The sequence below is a fragment of the Brevundimonas sp. FV1ps31S genome, assembly GCF_058681265.1.
This window is the reverse complement of record NZ_CM178735.1, coordinates 3,537,642-3,557,689: the sequence shown is the minus strand read 5'-3', so window position 1 is coordinate 3,557,689 and position 20,048 is coordinate 3,537,642. Positions and strand designations below refer to the sequence as shown.

Annotated in this window: 19 protein-coding genes; 14 read left to right on the top strand and 5 right to left on the bottom strand. The window is 68.1% G+C overall.

What is annotated here, in order from left to right; genetic code table 11:
• Nucleotides 1–15 precede the first annotated feature (15 nt).
• Nucleotides 16–537: a protein-export chaperone SecB gene (gene secB / locus ACVPT3_RS17070; protein WP_492042024.1), complete on the bottom strand. Its 522-nt coding sequence runs from the start codon at nucleotides 535–537 to the stop codon at nucleotides 16–18.
• Between the two features lie 186 nt (nucleotides 538–723).
• On the opposite strand from secB, the gene timA reads away from it, so the two are divergent.
• The gene (gene timA / locus ACVPT3_RS17065; RefSeq protein WP_492042023.1) at nucleotides 724–1,374 is read left to right on the top strand and encodes a TIM44-related membrane protein TimA; all 651 of its coding nucleotides are present in this window, start codon (nucleotides 724–726) and stop codon (nucleotides 1,372–1,374) included.
• The gene (locus ACVPT3_RS17060; RefSeq protein ID WP_492042022.1) at nucleotides 1,374–2,504 is read left to right on the top strand and encodes an MltA domain-containing protein; all 1,131 of its coding nucleotides are present in this window, start codon (nucleotides 1,374–1,376) and stop codon (nucleotides 2,502–2,504) included. Before timA ends, ACVPT3_RS17060 begins: the two co-directional genes overlap by 1 nt.
• A 139-nt stretch (nucleotides 2,505–2,643) precedes the next feature.
• Here ACVPT3_RS17060 and ACVPT3_RS17055 read toward each other — a convergent pair whose 3' ends face one another.
• The 3 genes from ACVPT3_RS17055 to ACVPT3_RS17045 form a co-directional block, all read right to left on the bottom strand.
• Nucleotides 2,644–3,111 carry a universal stress protein gene (locus ACVPT3_RS17055; RefSeq protein ID WP_492042021.1) on the bottom strand — a complete coding sequence of 156 codons (468 nt, stop codon included), beginning with the start codon at nucleotides 3,109–3,111 and terminating at the stop codon, nucleotides 2,644–2,646.
• A gap of 109 nt (nucleotides 3,112–3,220) precedes the next feature.
• Entirely contained in the window at nucleotides 3,221–8,077 is a 4,857-nt protein-coding gene (locus tag ACVPT3_RS17050) for an NAD-glutamate dehydrogenase (protein WP_492042020.1), read from the bottom strand.
• A gap of 352 nt (nucleotides 8,078–8,429) precedes the next feature.
• The gene (locus tag ACVPT3_RS17045; RefSeq protein WP_492042019.1) at nucleotides 8,430–9,560 is read right to left on the bottom strand and encodes an AI-2E family transporter; all 1,131 of its coding nucleotides are present in this window, start codon (nucleotides 9,558–9,560) and stop codon (nucleotides 8,430–8,432) included.
• A gap of 96 nt (nucleotides 9,561–9,656) precedes the next feature.
• Here ACVPT3_RS17045 and ACVPT3_RS17040 point away from each other — a divergent pair, with 96 nt between their 5' ends.
• From ACVPT3_RS17040 to ACVPT3_RS16985, 12 genes are read left to right on the top strand one after another with little or no spacing between them, the layout of a single operon-like run.
• Complete coding sequence (locus ACVPT3_RS17040) at nucleotides 9,657–11,183, top strand: helicase HerA-like domain-containing protein (RefSeq protein WP_492042018.1); 1,527 nt, start codon at nucleotides 9,657–9,659, stop codon at nucleotides 11,181–11,183.
• Nucleotides 11,184–11,221: 38 nt separating this feature from the next.
• A complete protein-coding gene (locus ACVPT3_RS17035; protein ID WP_492042017.1) occupies nucleotides 11,222–11,794 on the top strand; it encodes a NifU family protein in 573 nt (190 codons plus the stop codon).
• 59 nt (nucleotides 11,795–11,853) lie between these two features.
• Nucleotides 11,854–12,441 carry a helix-turn-helix domain-containing protein gene (locus ACVPT3_RS17030; RefSeq protein ID WP_492042016.1) on the top strand — a complete coding sequence of 196 codons (588 nt, stop codon included), beginning with the start codon at nucleotides 11,854–11,856 and terminating at the stop codon, nucleotides 12,439–12,441.
• A 45-nt stretch (nucleotides 12,442–12,486) separates the two neighbouring features.
• Nucleotides 12,487–12,894 carry a helix-turn-helix domain-containing protein gene (locus ACVPT3_RS17025; RefSeq protein ID WP_492042015.1) on the top strand — a complete coding sequence of 136 codons (408 nt, stop codon included), beginning with the start codon at nucleotides 12,487–12,489 and terminating at the stop codon, nucleotides 12,892–12,894.
• 10 nt (nucleotides 12,895–12,904) lie between these two features.
• Nucleotides 12,905–13,609: a tRNA (adenosine(37)-N6)-threonylcarbamoyltransferase complex dimerization subunit type 1 TsaB gene (tsaB, locus tag ACVPT3_RS17020; RefSeq protein ID WP_492042014.1), complete on the top strand. Its 705-nt coding sequence runs from the start codon at nucleotides 12,905–12,907 to the stop codon at nucleotides 13,607–13,609.
• Complete coding sequence (gene rimI, locus ACVPT3_RS17015; RefSeq protein WP_492042013.1) at nucleotides 13,606–14,049, top strand: ribosomal protein S18-alanine N-acetyltransferase; 444 nt, start codon at nucleotides 13,606–13,608, stop codon at nucleotides 14,047–14,049. Before tsaB ends, rimI begins: the two co-directional genes overlap by 4 nt.
• A 28-nt stretch (nucleotides 14,050–14,077) precedes the next feature.
• Nucleotides 14,078–14,563 (top strand): Fur family transcriptional regulator, encoded by a 486-nt coding sequence (locus ACVPT3_RS17010; protein ID WP_492043840.1) that lies wholly within the window; start codon nucleotides 14,078–14,080, stop codon nucleotides 14,561–14,563.
• Between the two features lie 44 nt (nucleotides 14,564–14,607).
• On the top strand, nucleotides 14,608–16,008 hold the full coding sequence (gene miaB, locus ACVPT3_RS17005; protein WP_492042012.1) for a tRNA (N6-isopentenyl adenosine(37)-C2)-methylthiotransferase MiaB: 1,401 nt from the start codon (nucleotides 14,608–14,610) through the stop codon (nucleotides 16,006–16,008).
• Nucleotides 16,008–16,994, top strand: a complete 987-nt coding sequence (locus tag ACVPT3_RS17000) for a PhoH family protein (RefSeq protein WP_492042011.1) — start codon at nucleotides 16,008–16,010, stop codon at nucleotides 16,992–16,994. The genes miaB and ACVPT3_RS17000 overlap by 1 nt, the downstream gene beginning before the upstream one ends.
• Nucleotides 16,991–17,452, top strand: a complete 462-nt coding sequence (ybeY, locus tag ACVPT3_RS16995) for an rRNA maturation RNase YbeY (RefSeq protein ID WP_492042010.1) — start codon at nucleotides 16,991–16,993, stop codon at nucleotides 17,450–17,452. The genes ACVPT3_RS17000 and ybeY overlap by 4 nt, the downstream gene beginning before the upstream one ends.
• A gap of 3 nt (nucleotides 17,453–17,455) precedes the next feature.
• The gene (gene lnt / locus ACVPT3_RS16990) at nucleotides 17,456–19,093 is read left to right on the top strand and encodes an apolipoprotein N-acyltransferase (RefSeq protein WP_492042009.1); all 1,638 of its coding nucleotides are present in this window, start codon (nucleotides 17,456–17,458) and stop codon (nucleotides 19,091–19,093) included.
• 12 nt (nucleotides 19,094–19,105) lie between these two features.
• Nucleotides 19,106–19,549: a helix-turn-helix domain-containing protein gene (locus ACVPT3_RS16985; RefSeq protein WP_492042008.1), complete on the top strand. Its 444-nt coding sequence runs from the start codon at nucleotides 19,106–19,108 to the stop codon at nucleotides 19,547–19,549.
• A gap of 5 nt (nucleotides 19,550–19,554) precedes the next feature.
• Here the strand turns inward: ACVPT3_RS16985 and greA are convergent, their stop codons facing one another.
• Nucleotides 19,555–20,034 carry a transcription elongation factor GreA gene (greA, locus tag ACVPT3_RS16980; protein ID WP_492043839.1) on the bottom strand — a complete coding sequence of 160 codons (480 nt, stop codon included), beginning with the start codon at nucleotides 20,032–20,034 and terminating at the stop codon, nucleotides 19,555–19,557.
• Nucleotides 20,035–20,048: the final 14 nt, after the last annotated feature.

The following is a 20,048-nucleotide window of genomic DNA, read 5'->3' as shown; positions in this document are numbered from 1 at the left end:
GGTTTTCGTTCGTTCTTACGCCTGGCCCGTCTCGACCGGCTGCTGGGCGATCTGCTGCTGGCGCGCGATATAGATGGCGGCGAAGTCGATCGGATCCAGCATGAAGGGCGGATAGAAGCCGCCGTCCGCCGTGGCGCGCGAGATGATCTCGCGGGCGAACGGGAACAGATAGCGCGGGCATTCGATCAGCAACAGCGGCTCGATGTCCTGCTCCTGAACATTGGCCAGCTGGAACAGGCCGCCATAGACCAGCTCCACGTGGAAGACCGCCTGGTTCTCGTGGGTCGCCTTGATCGACAGCTTCAGATCAAGTTCGAACAGGCCGTCGGGACGTCCCTGGGCCGACATCTCGACGCCCAGATCGATCGCGGGCTTCCCGTCGATCCGCAGCGACTCCGGCGCGCGCGGGTTCTCGAACGAGAAGTCGCGGACATACTGAGCCAATATGCGGAAACCAGGTCCGGCCGGCTGGCCTTGCTGCGGTTGTGCCTCGCCCTGAGCGGGGTTGGTTTCGGCGGGCGGAACGGCGTCGGTCATGGGCGTCTTCGATGGGAAAAAGGGCCGATTGGGCCGGAATAAGGCGCCGCGACTACCACGGCGAGACGCTTGGCCGCAACGTCGCTCACGTCCAGGGGGCGCGCGCCGCCTTGCTTCGTCCTATATGAGCCCCTAATCGTCTCCCTGGCGCATCCTGCTTTCGCGCCGCCAATCAGGAAATCCGCCTTGCCCGCCTTTCCGGTCCAATTCCAGATCGTGATCTTCGCCGTCATCGCGGCGTTCGTTCTGTTCCAGCTTTACAATGTCCTGGGCAAGAGGGTCGGTCGTCAGCCGCAGGAGGACGCCAAGACCCCAGCGGTTTCCGCGTCGGCTGCGCCTGAAGCGCCCAAAGCCCCGGTGCTGGACGCCGCGACCCAGGCCTCGATTGCGGGACTGAAAGCCCGCGATCCGGCCTTCGATCCGAACCGTTTCGTCGAAGGCGCGCGTCAAGCCTATGAGACGATCGTGCGTGGTTATGCTGCGGGCGACCGGGCGGCGCTCAAGCCGCTTCTGACGCCGACCGTCATGGCGTCGTTCGACGCGGGCATCGCGGCCCGGGAGACCCGCGGCGAAACCGAGACTGTCGAGTTCCTTTTCCCGCCTCGCGCCGATCTGGAAGGCGCCACCGCCCAGGGTGACAAGGCGGTGGCCAAGGTTCGCTTCCTTGCGGAAATTCGCAGTCGCGTGACCAAGATTTCGGGTGAGGACGCCGACCCCGCCCATGGCGAGCCGGTGGTCGAGGAACGTCGTACGGCCGAACACTGGACCTTCGAACGCACTCTGGGCGCGGCCGACCCCAACTGGGTTCTGGCGCGGGTCGAGCCGGCCAACGCCTGATGTCTTCGGCCGGGAAGGTCGCCCGCTGGGCGCCGATTCTCGCGTCGGTTCTGACGGCCGCCGCCTGTTCGACCGGTCCCATGACACCCTCCGCTCCGGCGACGCCGGGAACGGGGGGGCCTAAACCCTATGTCCCCTCGCCGTCGCCGGAAGCCCCACCACCCCGGCCCTCTGCGTCCGACGCTCTCAGTCCCGCTGTCCTGCCGGGCTGGAACGACGAGGATCACCTCGCCGCCTTCCAGGCCTATGTCGAGGGTTGCGGCGCGGCGCGCGATGTGGCCGGCCGGGCGGTCTGCGCCCGCGCCCAGACGATGACCTCAGGCCCCGCCCTGACGCCAAGCGACGCCCGCGCCTTCTTCGAAGCCAATTTCAGCGCCGAGCCCGCCCGTACCCACGACGGAGCGCCGGGCCTGCTGACCTCCTATTTCGCGCCGGAATATCCGGCCCGCCGGGTCCCGGACGCCGAGTTTTCGGCCCCCGTCCTGCCCAAGCCCGCCGATCCGCGCAGCGCCGGAGACCGGGCGGCCATTGAGGCCGACGCCCGCCCCGACCAGGCCCTGGCCTGGATGCGAGCTGAAGACCTGTTCTTCCTGCAGATCCAGGGCTCCGGCTATCTGACGTTTGAGGACGGCGCGCGCGGCCGCGCCGCCTATGCCGGCGACAACGGCCGGCCCTTCGTCGGCATCGCCCGACCAATGGCTCGCCAGGGTCTGCTGCCGGAAAACGGCACGTCCGGCGACGCCATCCGGGAGTGGCTGGCCGATCACCGGGGAGATGAGGCCCGGGCGGTGATGGCCCTGAACCCGCGCTATATCTTCTTCCGCCTGGATCCCGACGACAACGGCCACCCGCCGGGCGCGGCGGGCATCCCCCTGACCGAGCGCCGGGCCATTGCGGTCGATCCGTCCCACTGGCGCTATGGCGAACTGGTCTGGCTGGAGGCCGACGGCGGGAACCTGCGCGGCGCCACGGCCTCCTACCGCGGTCTGGCCATGGCGCTGGACACCGGCTCGGCCATTCGCGGCCCGGTCCGCGCCGACCTCTATATGGGCCGGGGCGACGCCGCCGGCGCCGAGGCCGGAACCGTTCGCCATCCCCTCCACATGTGGCGGCTGGTCCCCAAGGGCTGACGCCCCCAAGGCCCTTTGTCGCCGAAAAGGGGACCTCCCGACATTTCCCCGATCAAGCGGCTGGAGACCGCCGGCCGGGGCTAGAGCCCTCGTGGCCGCTGCGAGACGCTCCTCCAGACAGGGCGCCCTTCTATGGCCTTTAGGCCAGATCCTCGATTTCGGCCTCGGTCAGTTCGCCGGGTACGATGGTGACCGGCAGCTTGCGTCCGCCCAGCTGAGCGCCCTGTTTTATGATGGCCGAGACCAGCGGGCCCGGTCCCCGCGACCCGGTCCCGGCCGCCAGGACCAGGATCTTGATGTCGGGATCTTCGCCGACGACCTTCTTGATCGCGCCCTGGGCCTCGCCCTTCTCGATCAGGAAGACGGGCGGGGCGCCGGATCGCTCCAGCGCCTCCTCGCCCAGACGGTTCAGCAGGGCCTCGGCCTCTTCACGCTGCTGGCGTTCGATCTCTTCTTGTGCGCCGGACCAGTGGGCGTCGCTGTTCGACGGCAGAACGCGCAGCATCACCACCCGCCCCCCGGTCGATCTGGCGCGGCGGCAGGCGAAGCGCAGCGCCGCCTCGAACTCCGGGCTGTCGTCGACGACGACGAGGAATTTTCTCGGCATGACGGCCCCCTTGGTTCGCTCTAACGGTCGAAGAGGCCGCGAGACGCGGCCTTCGTCAAGCCGCGCCCCCGTGATCGGGTCTCCACCTGCGCAACGCCCGGAGCGGATCTCAAGAAGCGACCGCCGCGCTGGCCAGGTCGCGGATCGTCGCATTGGCTATGGTCAGTTTGGCGAACGTCCATCCGGCGCCGGACTGTTCGATCTCGTCCACCGAAGCGCGCACGCCCTCGACCACCTTCTGTTTGGATCCGATCCACCGATCGACGGCGGTCTCCGCCGCGTCTTCGCTGACACCGGCCGAGGCGTCCGAGGCGCGGGCCACGGCGCGGGTCAAGGTGGCCTGTTCGTTCATCAGGTCCTCGATCAGCCGGCGCACCGCCAGTCGGTCGAAATGGTCCACCGAGGGAATCGAGCCGGCGGCGGCGCGCAGCCGATCGAAGTCGAAGGCGGCCCCGACCTGATGGTACAGACGCGCCATGGCGGCCACCGGCCATCCGGTCTCCGCCGCCAGGTCGCCCACATCGGACGCGGCCACCAGGGGGCGCATGATGGCGATGCGGCGGGTCAGGTCCTGCGGCGCGCCGTGATCGGCGAACTTCTTGATTCTGGCGTCCAGACACGCCTGTTCAAAGCGCGACAGCACCGGGGCGCCTTCGTCCTGCAGGGCGTCGGCGACCGGGCGATAGCGGTCGATCAGGGCCCGGACGGACAGGCCGGCCTTGGCGCGGCGAGCCAGCCAGAAGGTCTGGCGCCGCAGCACCACGGCGATTTCACGATAGAGGGCGGTCTGGGCCTCGGCCGAGATCTTCAGGTCCAGGGCGGATACGGCGTCCCAGGCCTCGTCCAGTCGGAAGACGCGCCGCGCCGCCTCGAAGGCGATGATCAGGGCCGTGGTGTCGCACTCGGCCGAGCCGCGCAGCCGGTCCGGGAAGGTCGGGCCGCACATGTTGACGACCTCATTGGCCATGACCGTGGCGATGATCTCGCGCCGCAGCCGGTGGCTCTTCATCTGGGGTTCGAACCGGGCCAGTTCGTGCGGGAAATAGCGCACCAGGACCTGTTCGAAGAAGGGGTCCTCCGGCGCCTGGGAGGCGACGATCTCTTCAGACAGCTCCAGCTTGGCGTAGGCGGTCAGGACCGCCAGTTCAGGCCGGGCCATCGGAACGCCGGCCGCCATCATCTCCTTGACGCGGGCGTCGTTGGGCAGGCCCTCGACCTTCCGGTCCAGCTTGCCGCGCGCCGAAAGGCTCTGCATGAACCGTTGCTGGGCGTCGAGGGCGCCGACACCCTCCGCCTGCTGCAGGGTCAGGGCCAGGGTCTGGTCGTAGTTGTGCGCCAGGACCTTCAGCCCGACCTCGTCGGTCATGGAGGCCAGAAGCGCGGTCCGCTCCTCGACCGGCAGGACGCCATTGGTCACGGCCGAGCCGACCAGGATCTTGATATTGACCTCATGGTCGGAGGTGTCGACCCCGGCCGAATTGTCGATGGCGTCCGTGTTGATCCGTCCGCCGCCCTGACCGAAAACGATCCGCCCGGCCTGGGTGAAGCCCAGATTGGCGCCCTCGCCCACCACCTTGACTCGCAGCTCGTCGGCATTGATCCGCAGGGCGTCCGTGCCCTTGTCCCCGACCTGGGCGTCGGTCTCGGCCCCCGATTTCACATAGGTGCCGATCCCGCCCAGATACAGCAGTTCCGCCGGTGCCTTCAGTATGGCGCGGATCAGGCTGACGGGGTCCAGCTCGTCCTCGGCTATGTCCAGGGCCGCCTTGATCTGGGGCGTCAGCTGGATCGATTTGGCCGACCGCGAGAAGACGCCGCCGCCCTTTGAGATCAAGCCCTTGTCATAGTCCTGCCAGGACGAGCGCGGCAGGTCGAACAGTCGCTTGCGCTCCTTCCAGCTGATGGCCGGGAAGGGATCCGGGTCGATGAAGATGTCACGGTGGTCGAAGGCGGCGATCAGCTTGGTCGCCTCTGACAGCAGGGCGCCGTTGCCGAAGACATCGCCGGACATGTCCCCGACGCCGATCATGGTGAAGGGTTCGGTCTGGATGTCCTTGCCCATCTCGCGGAAGTGGCGTTTGACCGCTTCCCAGGCGCCGCGCGCCGTGATGCCCATGGCCTTGTGATCGTAGCCCACCGATCCGCCCGAGGCGAAGGCGTCGCCCAGCCAGAAGCCGTAGGCGGCCGACACCCCGTTGGCGATGTCGGAGAAGGTCGCGGTCCCCTTGTCGGCGGCGACGACCAGATAGGGGTCGTCCTGCTCCCAGGCCACAACCTGGGCCGGGCGCGTCACCGATCCGTCGGCGGCGATATTGTCGGTGATGTCCAGCAGGCCCGACAGGAAGGTGCGATAGGCGCGAATGGCCTCGCCCTGGATGGCCTCGCGGTCCGTCGTGCGGGGCAGTTGCTTCGGATAGAAGCCGCCCTTCGAGCCCACCGGCACGATGACGGCGTTCTTGACCTGTTGCGCCTTGACCAGGCCCAGGACCTCGGTGCGGAAATCGTCGCGACGGTCCGACCAGCGCAGGCCGCCCCGTGCGACGGGACCGAAGCGCAGGTGAACCCCCTCGACGTGGGGCGCCCAGACGAAGATCTCGCGATACGGCTTGGGCAGCGGCAGATCTTCCAGCTCTCTGGAAGCGATCTTGATGGAGATGTGGGCCTTGGGCAGGCCGTCGGCGTCCAGCTGGAAATAGTTGGTCCGCTTGATCGCCCCGATCAGGGCCGCGATCCGGCGCAGGGCCCGGTCGTGATCCAGGCTCTTCACGTCCTGCAGCAGGCGGTTGATCTTGGCGTCCAGTTCGGCGACGGCCGCTTCGCGCGCCTCGACGGCGCCGCCGGCCGCGTCGAACTTGGCCATGAAGAGCGACAGCAGGGCTCGCGACACCTCGGGATATTCGCGCAGGGCCTCTTCCTGCACCGCCTGGGACGGATCAAGGCCGGTCTGCTGGCGGTAACGGGCCAGGGTGCGGATCAGGGCGGCTTCGCGCCATTCCATCCCGAGTTCGACGACCAGCCGGTTGAAGCCGTCGCTCTCGGTGCGACCGTTCCATACGGCGGCGAAGGCGCGCTCGAACGGTTCCTTGACGTCGGCGAAGACCAGATCCTCGCCCCGCGGGTCCTCCATCAGGAATTCGTGGACGTGGATCTCCTCCTCGCCCATGGGCCGGATCGGATAGCCGTATTCCTCCAGCGTCTTCAGACCCATGTCGGCCATGATCGGCAGGACGTCGGACAGCGGAACCGAGGGACCGCGACGGTAGAGCTTGAAGCGGAACTGCAGGCGGCTGTCGTCCGGATTGCGGAAGGCGCGCACCACGACCGATTCGCCGGCGCCGACCTGCCCGCCGGCGTTCAGCCGGTTCATTTCGCTAAGGTCGATCGCGGCTTCGTCGGCGGAGTAACGGTCGCGATAGGCGGCGCCGAAGGCGCGGGCCCAGCGCGTGCTCAGCGGGCCGACCTCGACATCCGCCACGTCGGCGCGGCGAAGCGCCCCTTCGAACCGCTCGACCCAGCTGCGGCCGGCCTCGGCCACATCATGCTCCAGCTGGGCCGCGTTCGGGATCGGGTGATCGCCCGGCGTCACCCCGATGATGAAGTGGACCCGCACCAGGGGCGCATCGGACAGCTGGGGATACCAGGCCGAGATCCGGCCGCCCCAGGCGCGGGCGACGATCTGGCCGATCCGCTCGCGCACCGAGGCGTCGAACTTCTCGCGGGGAATGAAGCACAGGACCGAGACGAAACGGTCGAACGGGTCCTGGCGGGTGAACAGACGGATCCGCGGCCGGTCGTACAGGTGCAGAATGCCCAGGGCGATCGAGAGCAGCTCATCCTCGCTGATCTGGAACAGCTCGTCGCGCGGATAATTCTCCAGAATGTTGCGCAGACGCTTCTCGTTATGGCTGCCGGGCGCCTTGTTCGCGCGGGTCAGCACATTGGCCACCTTGCGACGGATCAGCGGCGTCTCGGTCGCCAGCTGGTCGTAGGCGTCCGAGGTGAACAGGCCGACGAACCGCGTCTCGCCCGTGGCCTTGCCATCCGGCCCGTAACGCTTGACCCCGACATAATCCATATAGGCGCGGCGATGGACGCGCGACCGGGCATTGGCCTTGGCCACCGTGACCGGCTCGCTCTGATCCAGCTGTCGACGCATCTGCCGGGTCAGCACAGCGGGTTCGGACGCACGGCGCAGCACGGTGCGATCGGGATCGGCGAGGATGCCCAGACCGGCGCTGGACTGGCTGAGCGGAGCCTCGGCCTGATAGTCGCCGTCGGCGGCGCGCGGATAGTCGTAGTCGCGCGCGCCCAGGAAGACGAAGTGATCGCTCTTCAGCCATTTCAGGAAGGCGATGTTCTCGGCCAGGATTTCCGGATCGACGCCCGGCGGGGTCGTTTCCAGCCGTTGCACCGCCTGGCGCATAAGATTGGCCATCGCCTCGTGGCCGGCGACGGCGGCGTGGACGTCGGCGAGGCATTCGGCCAGGCCTTCGCCCAAGGCGTCACGACGTTCCTGCGGCGCGCCGTCGATGACGAGCATGATCACCGACAGTCTCCGGTCGTCAAGTTCGACCACCGGATGGAACAGCGCGCGGACCGAAACCCCCGCCTCGGCCAGGGCGCCCATGACGCTGTCGACCAGGAAGGGCGCGTCGGCCTGGATAATGCGGACCAGGTCATAGTCCAGCGCCTGCCCGTCGGCGCCGGCCAGGGGCCCGACGGTGATCAGGGGCGCCGAACTCGGCGGATAGTCCATCGCCGCCCGCCAGGACGCCGCCAGAAGCGCGGCGAGGTCCTCGCCGTCCAGTTCGGGCGTCTCGTCGGCGGCGTAGTCCTCATGCGCCTGAGCCAGAAAGGACTTTTCAGCCGGGCCGGGGCCAGACCCCAGAATCCGCGCGAACGAAGCCTCTAGAGCCGCCGGAGAAATCGGCTGAACGGCGACGGAGCGCGGGTCGAGGGCGGTCATGGACTACAGTCTCGGGCGACGCGGCCTTGGCCGCTGGGGCGAGGCGCGCGACGGTGCGCCACATCGCTGACTAGGCCAGGTCCGGTCGCTCGGGAAGCCCCTCACGACCGAAGATTCTCATGAACGGTGTTCAGGATGGAAAAATTGTGCGGCGCCACAAACGAGAAGGCCGCCGAGCGGGGGAACTCGGCGGCCTGCGCGATCCGACGCTCGGGGAGGGGAGGGTGCGTCGGTCTCGCTCGCCGCGGTTCGGAGGGGGGTGTCCCGCAGCGTTGACGATCAGATGGGAAGCCGGTTACGCGGTTCAAGGGAGAAAGGCGCAGCTTTTGGCGCGACGCGGCGACGCAGGGGTTCACGCCTCGTTTTCGCCGGGTCCAGCCTCACCGAGGCGCTTGTTCGACCGGCGTTTCGCCCTCTCCTCGTCTGCATAGGGTTCGCCATCGCCCGACAGCAGGATCGCCATCCATCGGGACCCGTGAAATTCGGCCAGGATCGCCATCGCCATGACTGCCAGCGGGGTGGACAGGAACATGCCCACCACCCCCCACAGCTTGCCCCAGAAGGCCAGGGACAGCAGCACGACGATCGGGTCTATGTTCTGGTTGTCCCCCTGCATCCGAGGCTGGACCAGATTGCCGACGATGAACAGGATCGTCTGCAACCCCACGAGAAGGATAAGGGCCGGCCAATAGCTGGGAAACTGCACAAGAGCGAACAGCGGCGGCGCCAGGCCGGCCACCGCGCCCCCCAGCACCGGAATGAAGCCGACAATGAAGATCACGAAGGTCCAGAACTCGGCGTTCTGCAGGCCCACTGCCCGCATCAGGATCCAGGCGGCGATGCAGATCATGACGCCGGTGACGGTCTGGACCCAGATATAGCCTTCAACCCCGCCCCGGACCCGATTGACGACGGCGGCGGCCTCGTCACGCTGACTCTTGTGGGGAAACATGGCGACGATCTTGCGGCGAAAACCGATCTGTGACGCCAGCAGGAAGCCGAGATAAACCATGACGAAGAAGGCGCCCGAAGCTATGCCCTGGGCCTGGACGGCCATTCCGGTCAGATAACCCCGAAAGTCGATGCCGTTTATAAGGTCTTGCGCTGTCGGCGGGTGGTCCAGCCGGACCAGGCCATAGGCGTCGCGGATGATTTGGTCGATGCGCGGGCCGATGTTCTGCGACACGCCCGAAGCCTCGCCGAAGAAGCCCGCCGCCCCGTTTACGATGATCGCGATCGAGGCGAAGAAGGCCAGGACCACCAGGATCAGGGCGGCGATCCCGGCCCAGCGGTCGTTCAGCGGCGTCCGCGCGGCCACCGACCGCTTCACCCCGTCGATCATGATCAGCAGAAAGATCGCCATGGCGAGGGGCGTCAGTATGTCCCTCAGCCAGTAGATTGCGGCCCCCGCCGCCACCGTGGCGAGCAGGGCGGTGGCGTTCCGCGTTACGGCCGAGGGCTGCACGGTGACAGGACTTTTCATCCTGCCCTTGTCGAGGCGTCCAGCGGCCGCGTCAATCGCGGTTCCGGCCTTGCGTCGAAAGCGCTAGATCTGGCGCACATCCAATCGGAGCCCCCCATGTCCGACGCGCTTCCCGGCCTGTTCCTCGGCCAGTCCGACGCCGCCCTGCCGGAAACCTTGCTGTTCCACCGCGCCAACCGGCACGGCGTCGTCGCCGGGGCGACCGGCACAGGCAAGACGGTGACCCTGCAGATCATGGCCCAGGGCTTTTCGGATGCGGGGGTGCCGGTCTTCTGCGCCGACGTGAAGGGCGACCTGTCGGGCATTTCCCAGGCGGGCGCTCCGAACGAGAAACTGCTCGCCCGCGCCGCCGACATGGGCCTGACCCTCACGCCGCGCGCCGCGCCCACGGTGTTCTGGGATCTTTACGGGCAGAAGGGTCATCCCGTCCGCACCACGGTTTCCGAGATCGGTCCGGTGCTGATGGCGCGAATGCTGGACCTGAACGAGGTGCAGGAAGGCGTTCTGACGGTGGTCTTCCACGTCGCCGACAAGGAAGGCCTGCTGTTGCTGGACCTGGCGGACCTGCGCAGTCTTCTGGTCCATGTGGGAGAAAACGCCGATCGGATCGGGCGAGAGGTCGGCAATGTCGCCCCGGCCTCGATCGCCGCCATCCAGCGCGCGCTGCTGCAGATCGAGCAGCAAGGCGGCGGCGCCTTCTTCGGCGAACCCGCCCTGAAGCTGGAGGACATGATCCGCGTCGGCCTGGATGGCCGGGGACAGGTCAATGTGCTGGATTCGACCCGGCTGATGAACAGTCCGCGCCTGTATGGAGCCTTCCTGCTTTGGCTGCTGTCGGAATTGTTCGAACAGCTGCCGGAGGTGGGCGATCCTGAAAAGCCCCGTCTGGTCTTCTTCTTCGACGAGGCGCACCTGCTGTTCAACGACGCGCCGCGCGCCCTGCTGGAGAAGGTCGAGCAGGTGGTGCGATTGATCCGATCCAAGGGGGTGGGGGTCTATTTCGTCACCCAGAATCCGGCCGACATCCCCGACAGCGTTCTGGCCCAGCTGGGCAACCGCATCCAGCACGCCCTGCGCGCCTATACGCCGTCGGAGCAGAAGGGCCTGAAGGCCGCCTCGCAGAGTTTCCGCGCCAATCCGGCCTTCGATACGGCCGAGGCGATCCAGGGTCTGGGCGTCGGCGAAGCCCTGGTCTCGGTGCTCGACGAAAAGGGGGCCCCGACGGTCGTGGCGCGGACCCGGATTCGTCCTCCGGCTTCGCGACTGGGCCCCGCGACTGAAGCTGAACGGATGGCCGTCATGGCCGCCAGCCCCGTGCGCGGCCTCTATGATCAGGCTTTGAACCGCGAGTCCGCCGAAGAAATCCTGGCGGCGCGCCATGCCGCGTCGGATCGCGCTGCGGCGGCCGAAGCTCAGGCGAAATCAGACGAGAACGGCGAGGAACAGATCAGGGAAAAGGCCCGATCCGCTCCCCGTGGCGCGACACGTCCCGCGCCGCGCGCCCGGGTCTCCACCCGCCAGACCCCGATGGAGGCCTTGACCAAGTCCGTGCTGCGGACGGCGGGATCGACCCTCACTCGCGAACTTCTCCGCGGCCTTCTCGGTGGGCTGAAGCGGCGCTAGGTCTTGCAACCGGGAAGGACCGAGCGCATCTCCCGGCCATGTTCATCCAGACCGAACCCACGCCCAATCCCAATGCGCTGAAGTTCCTGCCCGGTCGCGACGTCTCGCCTGCCCGCGCCGTCGAGTATCGCACCATAGACGAGGCGACGGCCTCGCCGCAGGGGTCCGCCTTGGCTGAAGCCCTGTTCGAGCTCGAAGGCGTCGACGGCGTCTTCTTCGGCGCGGACTATGTATCGGTGACCCGGCAGCCGGCGGGCCCGGACTGGTCGGAGATGAAGGCGCCGATCCTGGGCGTCATCATGGATCATTTCGTCTCGGGCCGTCCCCTGATGCGGGGCGCCGACGCCGGGGACGAGACCCACGCCGAGGACGACAGCGAGATCGTCGCCGAGATCAAGGCGCTGCTGGACAGCCGGATCCGGCCGGCCGTGGCCCAGGACGGCGGCGACATCCTTTTCGACTCGTTCGATGAAGCGACCGGGGTGTTGAGCCTGCGGATGCGCGGCGCCTGTTCGGGCTGCCCCTCCTCATCGGCGACCTTGAAGGCGGGGGTGGAGCAGATGATGCGCCACTATGTGCCCGAAGTGACGCGGGTCGAGCAGACAATCTGACGCCAGGCCGCGCTTTCCGTCTCGTCAGACGAGTGACGGGGCGCCATCCTCCCGCGCTCATGCCGCGTTTCATACCCGATCCCGAGGTTCTTCGTCTGGGCGAGGCTCTCGCCGCCCTGAGGCGGGAACGCGGCCTGTCCCAGGCCGAGGCGGGCGCGCGCCTGGATATGACCAGTCAGGGCTGGGGGCTTTACGAATCCGGTCGAAGACCCGGTCTGTTCCGTCCGGACGTGCAGCGGCGCCTGACCGGCGCCCTGGACTCGACGCCCGAGGCGCTGGCCCTGCGTCTGGCGGGGTCGATCGAACCGACACTGTCACAGTTGGCCGCTCCCGAGGTGCAAATGCGGGGGCGTCGCTTCGAACCTCCGCCGCCCCCCGACGCGATGCGACTTCGGCTCTCCGACGACTCCCTTTCGCCCTGGGCGGCTGCAGGCGTGATTCTGGAGTGGCGGCCGGGCCTCCCGCCCAGCTCCGGCCAGGGGTGTATCGTCGAAATGAAGAATGGCGACCTCCTGGCCCGGCTGTTCGACGGGGAGGCGGCCGACGCAGTCCATGTGCGCGGCGCCGGGTCTCTCGATGGGGTCGAAGTCCTCGATCGCGCCGAGGTCGCCCGCATATCGGCTGTCATCGCGCGACTGGAGCCATGAAACGAAAAGGTTGTATGCTCGGAAGGGTTGTGCTATGGTCCCGTCATGGACAGGACGGACGTCACTCCCCGCAAGACCCCCCGCGCAGCTGAGCCGCTGGACGCGGCGGTCGGTGCGCGTATCGCGGCTCGGCGGATGGCTCTGGGCCTGTCCCAGACCGCGCTCGGCGAACTGATCGGCGTCAGTTGCCAGCAGGTTCAGAAATACGAGGGCGGCCAGAACCGGATCTCGGCCTCCCGCCTGCATCATCTGGCCCTGGCGCTGGGCCTGCCGGTCGAAGCCTTCTTCCCGGAACGACCGGGAGAGACCGAAAACCCAGAACTTTCCCTGATGCGGTCCATGGCGGCGACGCCCGAGGGGCGGGCGATGGCGGACGGTTTTTCCCGCATCGGGGATCGTGCCGTGCGACAGGCCCTGACGCGACTGGTGGAGGTTCTCGCGCGAGCCGCCTAGAAGGCGGGATATGAGACTTCTGGTGATTGATACGGCGCTCGGCGCCTGCACGGCGGCGGTGTTCCAGGACGGCCGATCCCTGGCTGAGCGATTCGAGCCCATGGCCAAGGGCCATCAGGAGCGACTGGCCGGTCTGGCGCGCGACGTCATGACCGAGGCGGCCGGCGGATTCGACGCCCTGGATCGCATCGGCGTTACGGTCGGTCCGGGGTCGTTCACCGGTCTGCGGGTCGGCCTGGCCTTCGCCCAGGGTCTCGGCGCAGCTCTGGACCGGCCCGTTGTCGGAATCTCGGCGCTCGACGCCCTGGCGGCCTCGCTGGACGAGGGCGGGGACGAGGGCGGTGATGGGGACGGCGCGCCGATCGCGGCCCTCATCGATGCGCGGCGGGGCCAGGTCTACGCCAAATTCTTCGTCGGCGGCGTCGCCGTCGGTCCGGACGAAGCCCTGACGCTGGAGGAGGCTGCGCGCCTTACCGCCGCCCTGGGGCCGGGGGTCCGTCTGGTCGGCGGCGGGGCCGCCGTCCTGAACCAGGCCTTCCCCTATCTGACGGTGGCGATGTCCGATGTCCGCGTGGCGCCCTCGCCCCGGGCCCTGGCCCGGCTGGCCGCCGCCGCCGATCCGACCGATCATCCTCCCCGGCCTCTCTATCTTCGGGCGCCCGACGCCACCCCGCCCAGCCGTCTGCCGGGCCAGCCTCGCCAGCCGCTTTCATGATCGAGGCCAATCCCCGTCTGCTGGCCGACATCCACGCCCAGGCCTTCGCCATGCCCTGGAGCGAGGTCGAGTTCGCCGACCTGCTGACTCAACCGGGGGTCTTCGCCGTCGTGGAGGCGGAGGGCTTTATCCTGATCCGGGTCGTGCTGGACGAGGCCGAAATCCTGACTCTGGCGGTGCGGCCCGACGCGCGCCGGGCGGGTCTGGGCGGCCGTTTGACCGGGCGGGGCGCGGTCGAGGCCGCCCGTGCAGGCGCGTCTCGGTTCTTCCTGGAAGTGGCCGAAGACAATGAGGCTGCGCGCGCCCTCTATGAGCGCGCGGGGTTCCGCCAGATCGGCCGTCGCAAGGCCTATTACGCCGCGCCGGACGGCGGCCGGACCGACGCCCTCGTCCTGAGTCTCGACCTTGCTGCGATTCCGCGCAAGGCGACGCTTCCCTGATGCGATCCGAATGCCTATTCTAGTCGCCATGGACCGGATCGAAAAACTCTGCGCCGACCGCGGCATGCGTATGACCGAACAACGCCGGGTTATCGCCCGCGTCTTGTCTTCGGCCGAGGATCATCCGGATGTCGAGGAGCTGTACCGCCGCGCCTCGTCGATCGATCCTCATATCTCGATCGCCACCGTCTATCGCACCGTCCGCCTGTTCGAGGAGGCGGGCGTGGTCGAGAAGCACGATTTCGGCGACGGCCGCAGCCGCTATGAAGAGGCGGGCGACGACCATCACGACCATCTGATCGACACCAAGACGGGCGAGGTGATCGAATTCTTCGACGCCGAGATCGAAAAGCTGAAGACCGAGATCGCCGAACGGCTTGGTTTCGAGCTGATCGGGCACAAGCTGGAGCTTTATGGCGTTCCGATCGAGGGCGCTGAACCGTCCAAGCGAGAGGGCCTGATCTTCCAGCGCCACGCCGCCCGGGTGAACCCCGCCGATGTGGATGCGGGCTGAGCCTCGCTCTTGTCGTCCTTCGCGCGGGCGATCATAAGCCCGGCATGACCGAGACCCTGGTTCCGCAAGCCGAGGCCCTGCCGGACACGCCCTCGAAGCGGCTGTTCATCAAGACCTACGGCTGCCAGATGAACGTCTATGACAGCGAGCGCATGGCCGATGTCCTGCGCCCGTTGGGCTATGGCCTGACCGAAGACGTCAGGGCGGCGGACTTTGTCATCCTGAACACCTGCCATATCCGCGAAAAAGCGGCCGAGAAGATCTATTCCGAGCTGGGCAAGATGCGCGAGCTGCGCGACCTCAAGCGCGAAGCAGGCGGCGACATGACCATCGCCGTCGCCGGCTGCGTGGCCCAGGCCGAGGGCGAGGAGATCATGCGTCGCCAGCCGGCGGTCGACATCGTCGTCGGCCCCCAAGCCTATCACCAGCTGCCCGAGCTTCTGACCCGGACGGCGCGGGCGCGGGGCGAACGGATCGGCGCCGACTTCGCCCCCGACGACAAGTTCGACGCCCTGCCGGCCGCCCGTTTCACCGAGGGGCCGACCGCCTTTCTGACCGTCCAGGAAGGCTGCGACAAGTTCTGCACCTTCTGCGTCGTGCCCTATACGCGCGGCGCGGAGTGGTCGCGTCCCCTGGCCTCGGTGCTGGAAGAAGCGCGGGCCCTGGCCGGGCGCGGCGTGCGCGAAGTCACCCTGCTGGGCCAGAACGTCAACGCCTATGACGGCGAACGGCCGGACGGCCGCAAGTCCAGCCTGGTCGAACTGGCCTATGCTTTGGCAGAAATAACCGGGCTGGACCGGATTCGATACACCACCAGCCACCCGAACGACATGTCGGACGACCTGATCGCGGCCCACGGCGACTTGGACGCCCTGATGCCCTATCTGCACCTGCCGGTGCAGGCCGGCTCGGACCGGATCCTGCGGCTGATGAACCGCAAGCACGGCCGCGAGAAATATTTCGACCTGATCGCCCGCATCCGCGAGGCCCGGCCCGACATGGCCCTGGCCGGCGACTTCATCGTCGGCTTCCCCGGCGAGACGGACAGGGAGTTCGAGGACACGCTGGATCTGGTGCGTCGCGTCAATTACGCAGGAGCCTTCGCCTTCATGTATTCGCCCCGTCCCGGCACCCCCGCCGCCGGCATGGGCAAACAGGTCGAGCCCGAGGTCGCCAAGGAACGGCTGCACCGGCTGATCGAACTGCTGACCGAACAGCAGACCGCCTTCAACGTCGCCCAGGCCGGCAAGACCCTGAATGTGCTGTTCGACAAGCCGGGGCGCCACGGCCACCGTCGCCAGGCGATCGGCCGATCCCCCTATCTGCAATCGGTTCACGTCGATGACGCGGATCATCTGATCGGCCAGATCGTTCCGGTCGAGATCATTGCAGGCCAGCAGAACAGTCTGACCGGCCGACTCATTTCCCAGCAAAAGGCGGCCTAGTGGCGCGAGAATCCGAATTCGTCCCGTTGAACGACGCAGAACTGCGCGCGGTGGTCGGGCCGAACAGTCGCCACGTCGCCCTGATTGAAGACGCGTTCAAGGTCCTGATCGAGGCGCCGGGCGGCGGGGTCTCCGTCAACGGCGGCACGCGCGACCGGTCCGACGCCCGCCATGTGATCGAGGATCTGGCCAAGCGCGCGGCCCTGGGCGCCGAGGTGACCGAGGCCGACGTGCGCGCGGCCCTGGGCCAGACGCGGGGCGGCAAGGGCACGCCGGGCATGGCGGCGGCGGGCGTGTCGCTTCCGGGCGGCAAACGTGGGGCCATCGTGCCCAAAACCAAGGCCCAGGCCGCCTATCTGGACATGCTGGGCCGCTGCGAGCTCAGCTTCGGCGTCGGCCCGGCCGGCACGGGCAAGACCTTCCTGGCGGCGGCTTACGGTGCCTCCCTGCTGCGGCGCGGGCAGGTCGACCGGCTGGTCATCACCCGGCCGGCGGTCGAGGCCGGCGAGAAGCTGGGCTTCCTGCCCGGCGACCTGAACGAGAAGGTCGATCCCTATCTGGCCCCGATCTGGGAGGCGTTGAACGACATCCTCGGCGCCGAGGACGTGCAGCGTCGTCGCGACAAGGGCGAGATCGAGGCCGCCCCCATCGCCTTCATGCGCGGCCGCACCCTCAGCCACGCCTTCGTCATCGTCGACGAGGCCCAGAACACCTCGCGCCTGCAGATGAAGATGGTCCTGACCCGGTTGGGCGAGGGCGCGCGCATGGTGGTGACCGGCGACCCGTCGCAGATCGACCTGCTCAACCCGCGCGATTCCGGCCTGGCCCACGCCCTGCGCATCCTGGACGGCGTCACGGGCGTCGGCATCCTCAAGTTCGAGGCCTCGGATGTGGTGCGTCACGCCATGGTCGAGCGGATCGTGCGCGCCTATGACGCCGACGCCGCCAAGGGTCGTCCGGCGCCGGACCTCGAAGACCCGGCATGATCGAGGTCGAAGTCGAGGCCGAGGCCTGGACCGGCGCCCTGCCGGAAACCGAAGCCGTGGTGGAACGGGCGGCCGAGGCGGCCCTGGGCGCCGTCGAGGGCGATGTCGTCGTTCTGCTGACCGACGACGCAGCCGTGCGCGACTTGAACGCCCGTTTCCGCGACAAGGACAAGCCGACGAACGTCCTGTCGTTTCCGGCGCCAGAGAGCGCCGCCCCGCATCTGGGCGACATCGTCCTGGCCTATGGCGTCTGCGCGACCGAGGCCGAGGCGCAGGGCAAGACCCTGGCCGATCATCTGAGCCATCTGGTCGTCCATGGGGTGCTGCACCTCCTTGGACGCGACCATGAGGATGACGCCGAGGCCGAAGAGATGGAGGCCGAGGAGCGCGAGATCCTGGCCGAGCTCGGCGTCGCCGACCCTTACGCCGCCGATTCCTCGGTAGATGGGCAGGACTGACCGATGTTTCCCGACGCCGCGCTCGACCGTTTCGCCGCCCGCGTTCGCGCCCTTCCCGAGAAGCGACGCGCCCTGACCTGGCGGCTGATCCGCATCGGCCTGGCGCTTCTGGCCGGGGCCGGGACAGCCCTTGCCCATCCGCCGTTCGGGCTTCTGGTCGGCTTGCTGGGCTATCCGCTGCTTATGATCCTGTCCGAGCGATCGGACACGACGCGCGGCGCCTTCTGGATGGGCTGGCTGGCGGGGTTCGCCTATTTCTTCATCGGCTGCTGGTGGGTGGCGGAGGCCTTCTTCGTCAATCCGGAACAGGCCTGGATGGCGCCCTTCGCGGCCAGCCTGCTGCCCGCCGGCATCGGCCTGTTCTGGGGCGCGGCCTGCGCCCTCTATCGCCGGTTCGCCCCGATCGGCGTGGTGCGGGTTCTGCTGTTCGCCGCCCTGTTTTGCGCCGCCGAATGGCTGCGCGGCCACGTGCTGACCGGCTTTCCCTGGAATCCTGCCGGCGCGACCTGGCGGGCAGGCGGCGGCATGTCCCAATTCGCGTCGGTGGGCGGGGTCTACGGGCTCAGCCTGGTCACGGTCGCCGCGACCGCCGCCCTGGCGCCCCTGATCGGACCGGGCGCGCGGCGCAGCCGTCTGATCTCGGCCGGACTGGGTCTTCTGGCCATGACCGCCATCGGCGTCTTCGGCGCGGTGCGGCTGGCCCAGGCCGAATTGCAGTTCACCGATACGGTGGTCCGCCTGGTCCAGGCCGATGTGAAACAGGAGACCAAATGGTCGCCCGAGGCCTATCGTTCGATCGTGGACCGCTATGTCGCCCTGACCGGACAGCCGGGCGCGAAGACGCCGGACGTCGTCGTCTGGCCCGAAGGCGCCCTGCCGGCGTCGGCCAATGATGTGTTCGCCTCGGCGGACGCCACCTCGATCGCGGGGGCTCTCCGGCCCGGCCAAACCCTGCTGATGGGCCTGGCGCGCGGCGAGGCCGATCCCTCGGCGCCCGACGGCGCGCGCTATTACAACAGCCTGTTCGCCCTGGCCGACGAGGGCGGGCCGGGTCTGCGGATCGCCGCCGTCTATGACAAGCACCGCCTGGTGCCGTTCGGCGAATATCTGCCGCTGGGGTCCCTAATGACGTCCATCGGCCTACGCAGCCTGGTGCATATGCCGAGCGACTTCTCGGCCGGCCCGGTTCCGGCGCCGATCCGGATTCCGGGCGCTCCCCCGGTCCAGGTGCTGATCTGCTATGAAAGCCTCTATCCCGGCTTCACCCCTGGGGCGGCCGGTCGCCCCGACTGGATCGTCAACGCCTCCAACGACGCCTGGTTCGGCGCCACCTCGGGCCCGCGCCAGCACCTGAACCTGGCCAGCTATCGCGCCATCGAGACCGGACTGCCCATCGCAAGGGCCACGCCGACTGGAATTTCGGCCATGATCGATCCCTGGGGACGGATCGTGGAGGGGCAACGACTGGAGCCGGGCGTGATGGGGGTGATCGACGCCCGCCTGCCGCGTCCGATCAGCGTGACCTTCTACGGGCGGATGGGCGACTGGCCCTTCCTCATCGGTCTGATGGCCGCCGCCTTCGCCGGCTTGTGGCCGTTGATTCGAAGAACTAGGCTTCGTGCGAATCGAACAGTGATCTGAGGCGGAAACGGCATGACGCGTGACAAGATCGAGGAGCCGCATCCTGTCGATCGTCACGTCGGGCGGCGCGTCCAGGAAAAGCGTCTCGGCCTCGGCCTGACCCAGACCGAACTGGCCCGCGCCGTCGGCGTCAGCTTCCAGCAGGTTCAGAAATACGAGAAGGGCGCCAACCGCGTCTCGGCGTCCAAACTGTTCGAGATGGCCGAGTTCATGAAGGTCGACATCCCGTTCTTTTTCCAGGGATTCGGCGAACAACGGGGCGACGCCTTCAGTGTGGGGGAAGGTGACGGGCCCGGCTTCGAGCACGCGCCGCCGTCTCCGAACAGGCCGTTGGACAGGCCGACGAAACACAGTGTCGAGATCGCGCGGCTGGCGTCGCGTTTGCCGGCCAGGAACCAGAAACTGATCCTGGACATGATCCGCGAAATGCTGGGCGAAGGCGCCGACCCGCGCTGACGGGATCAGTCGAGGCCGACGATCTCCACCGACTGGCCGGCCACGATCGCCTCGTCTCCCACTCGCCGCCCCAGAAGGGCGCGCGCCAGCGGCGAGACGTGGCTGACGGAACCCTTGGCCGGGTCGGCCTCATCCTCTCCGACGATACGCCAGGTCTGGGCGCGGCCGTCATCGCGCTCGATGGAGACCTGTCCGCCGAATCGCACCCGGCCGTCGTTCTCGCCCGCCTCGACCAGTTGGGCCGAGGCCCGCCGGGCCGACCAGTAACGCAGATCCCTCGTCGCCCGGGCCATGGCGGTGCGGTCGCTCTCGATCGAACCCTGGACCTGGGCGGCGGCGTAGGCCGCGCGAGCCGAGGCCAGTTCGGCCTCGATCAGGGTCAGGCCCTCGGGCGTGACCAGATTCGGGTGGGGGGAGATCGGGCGGTCCACCAGGTCGGCGGCCGTGGCTTCCAGATCTTCTTCTCGGGTGAAGGCGACGCTCATGGTGCGGAACATAA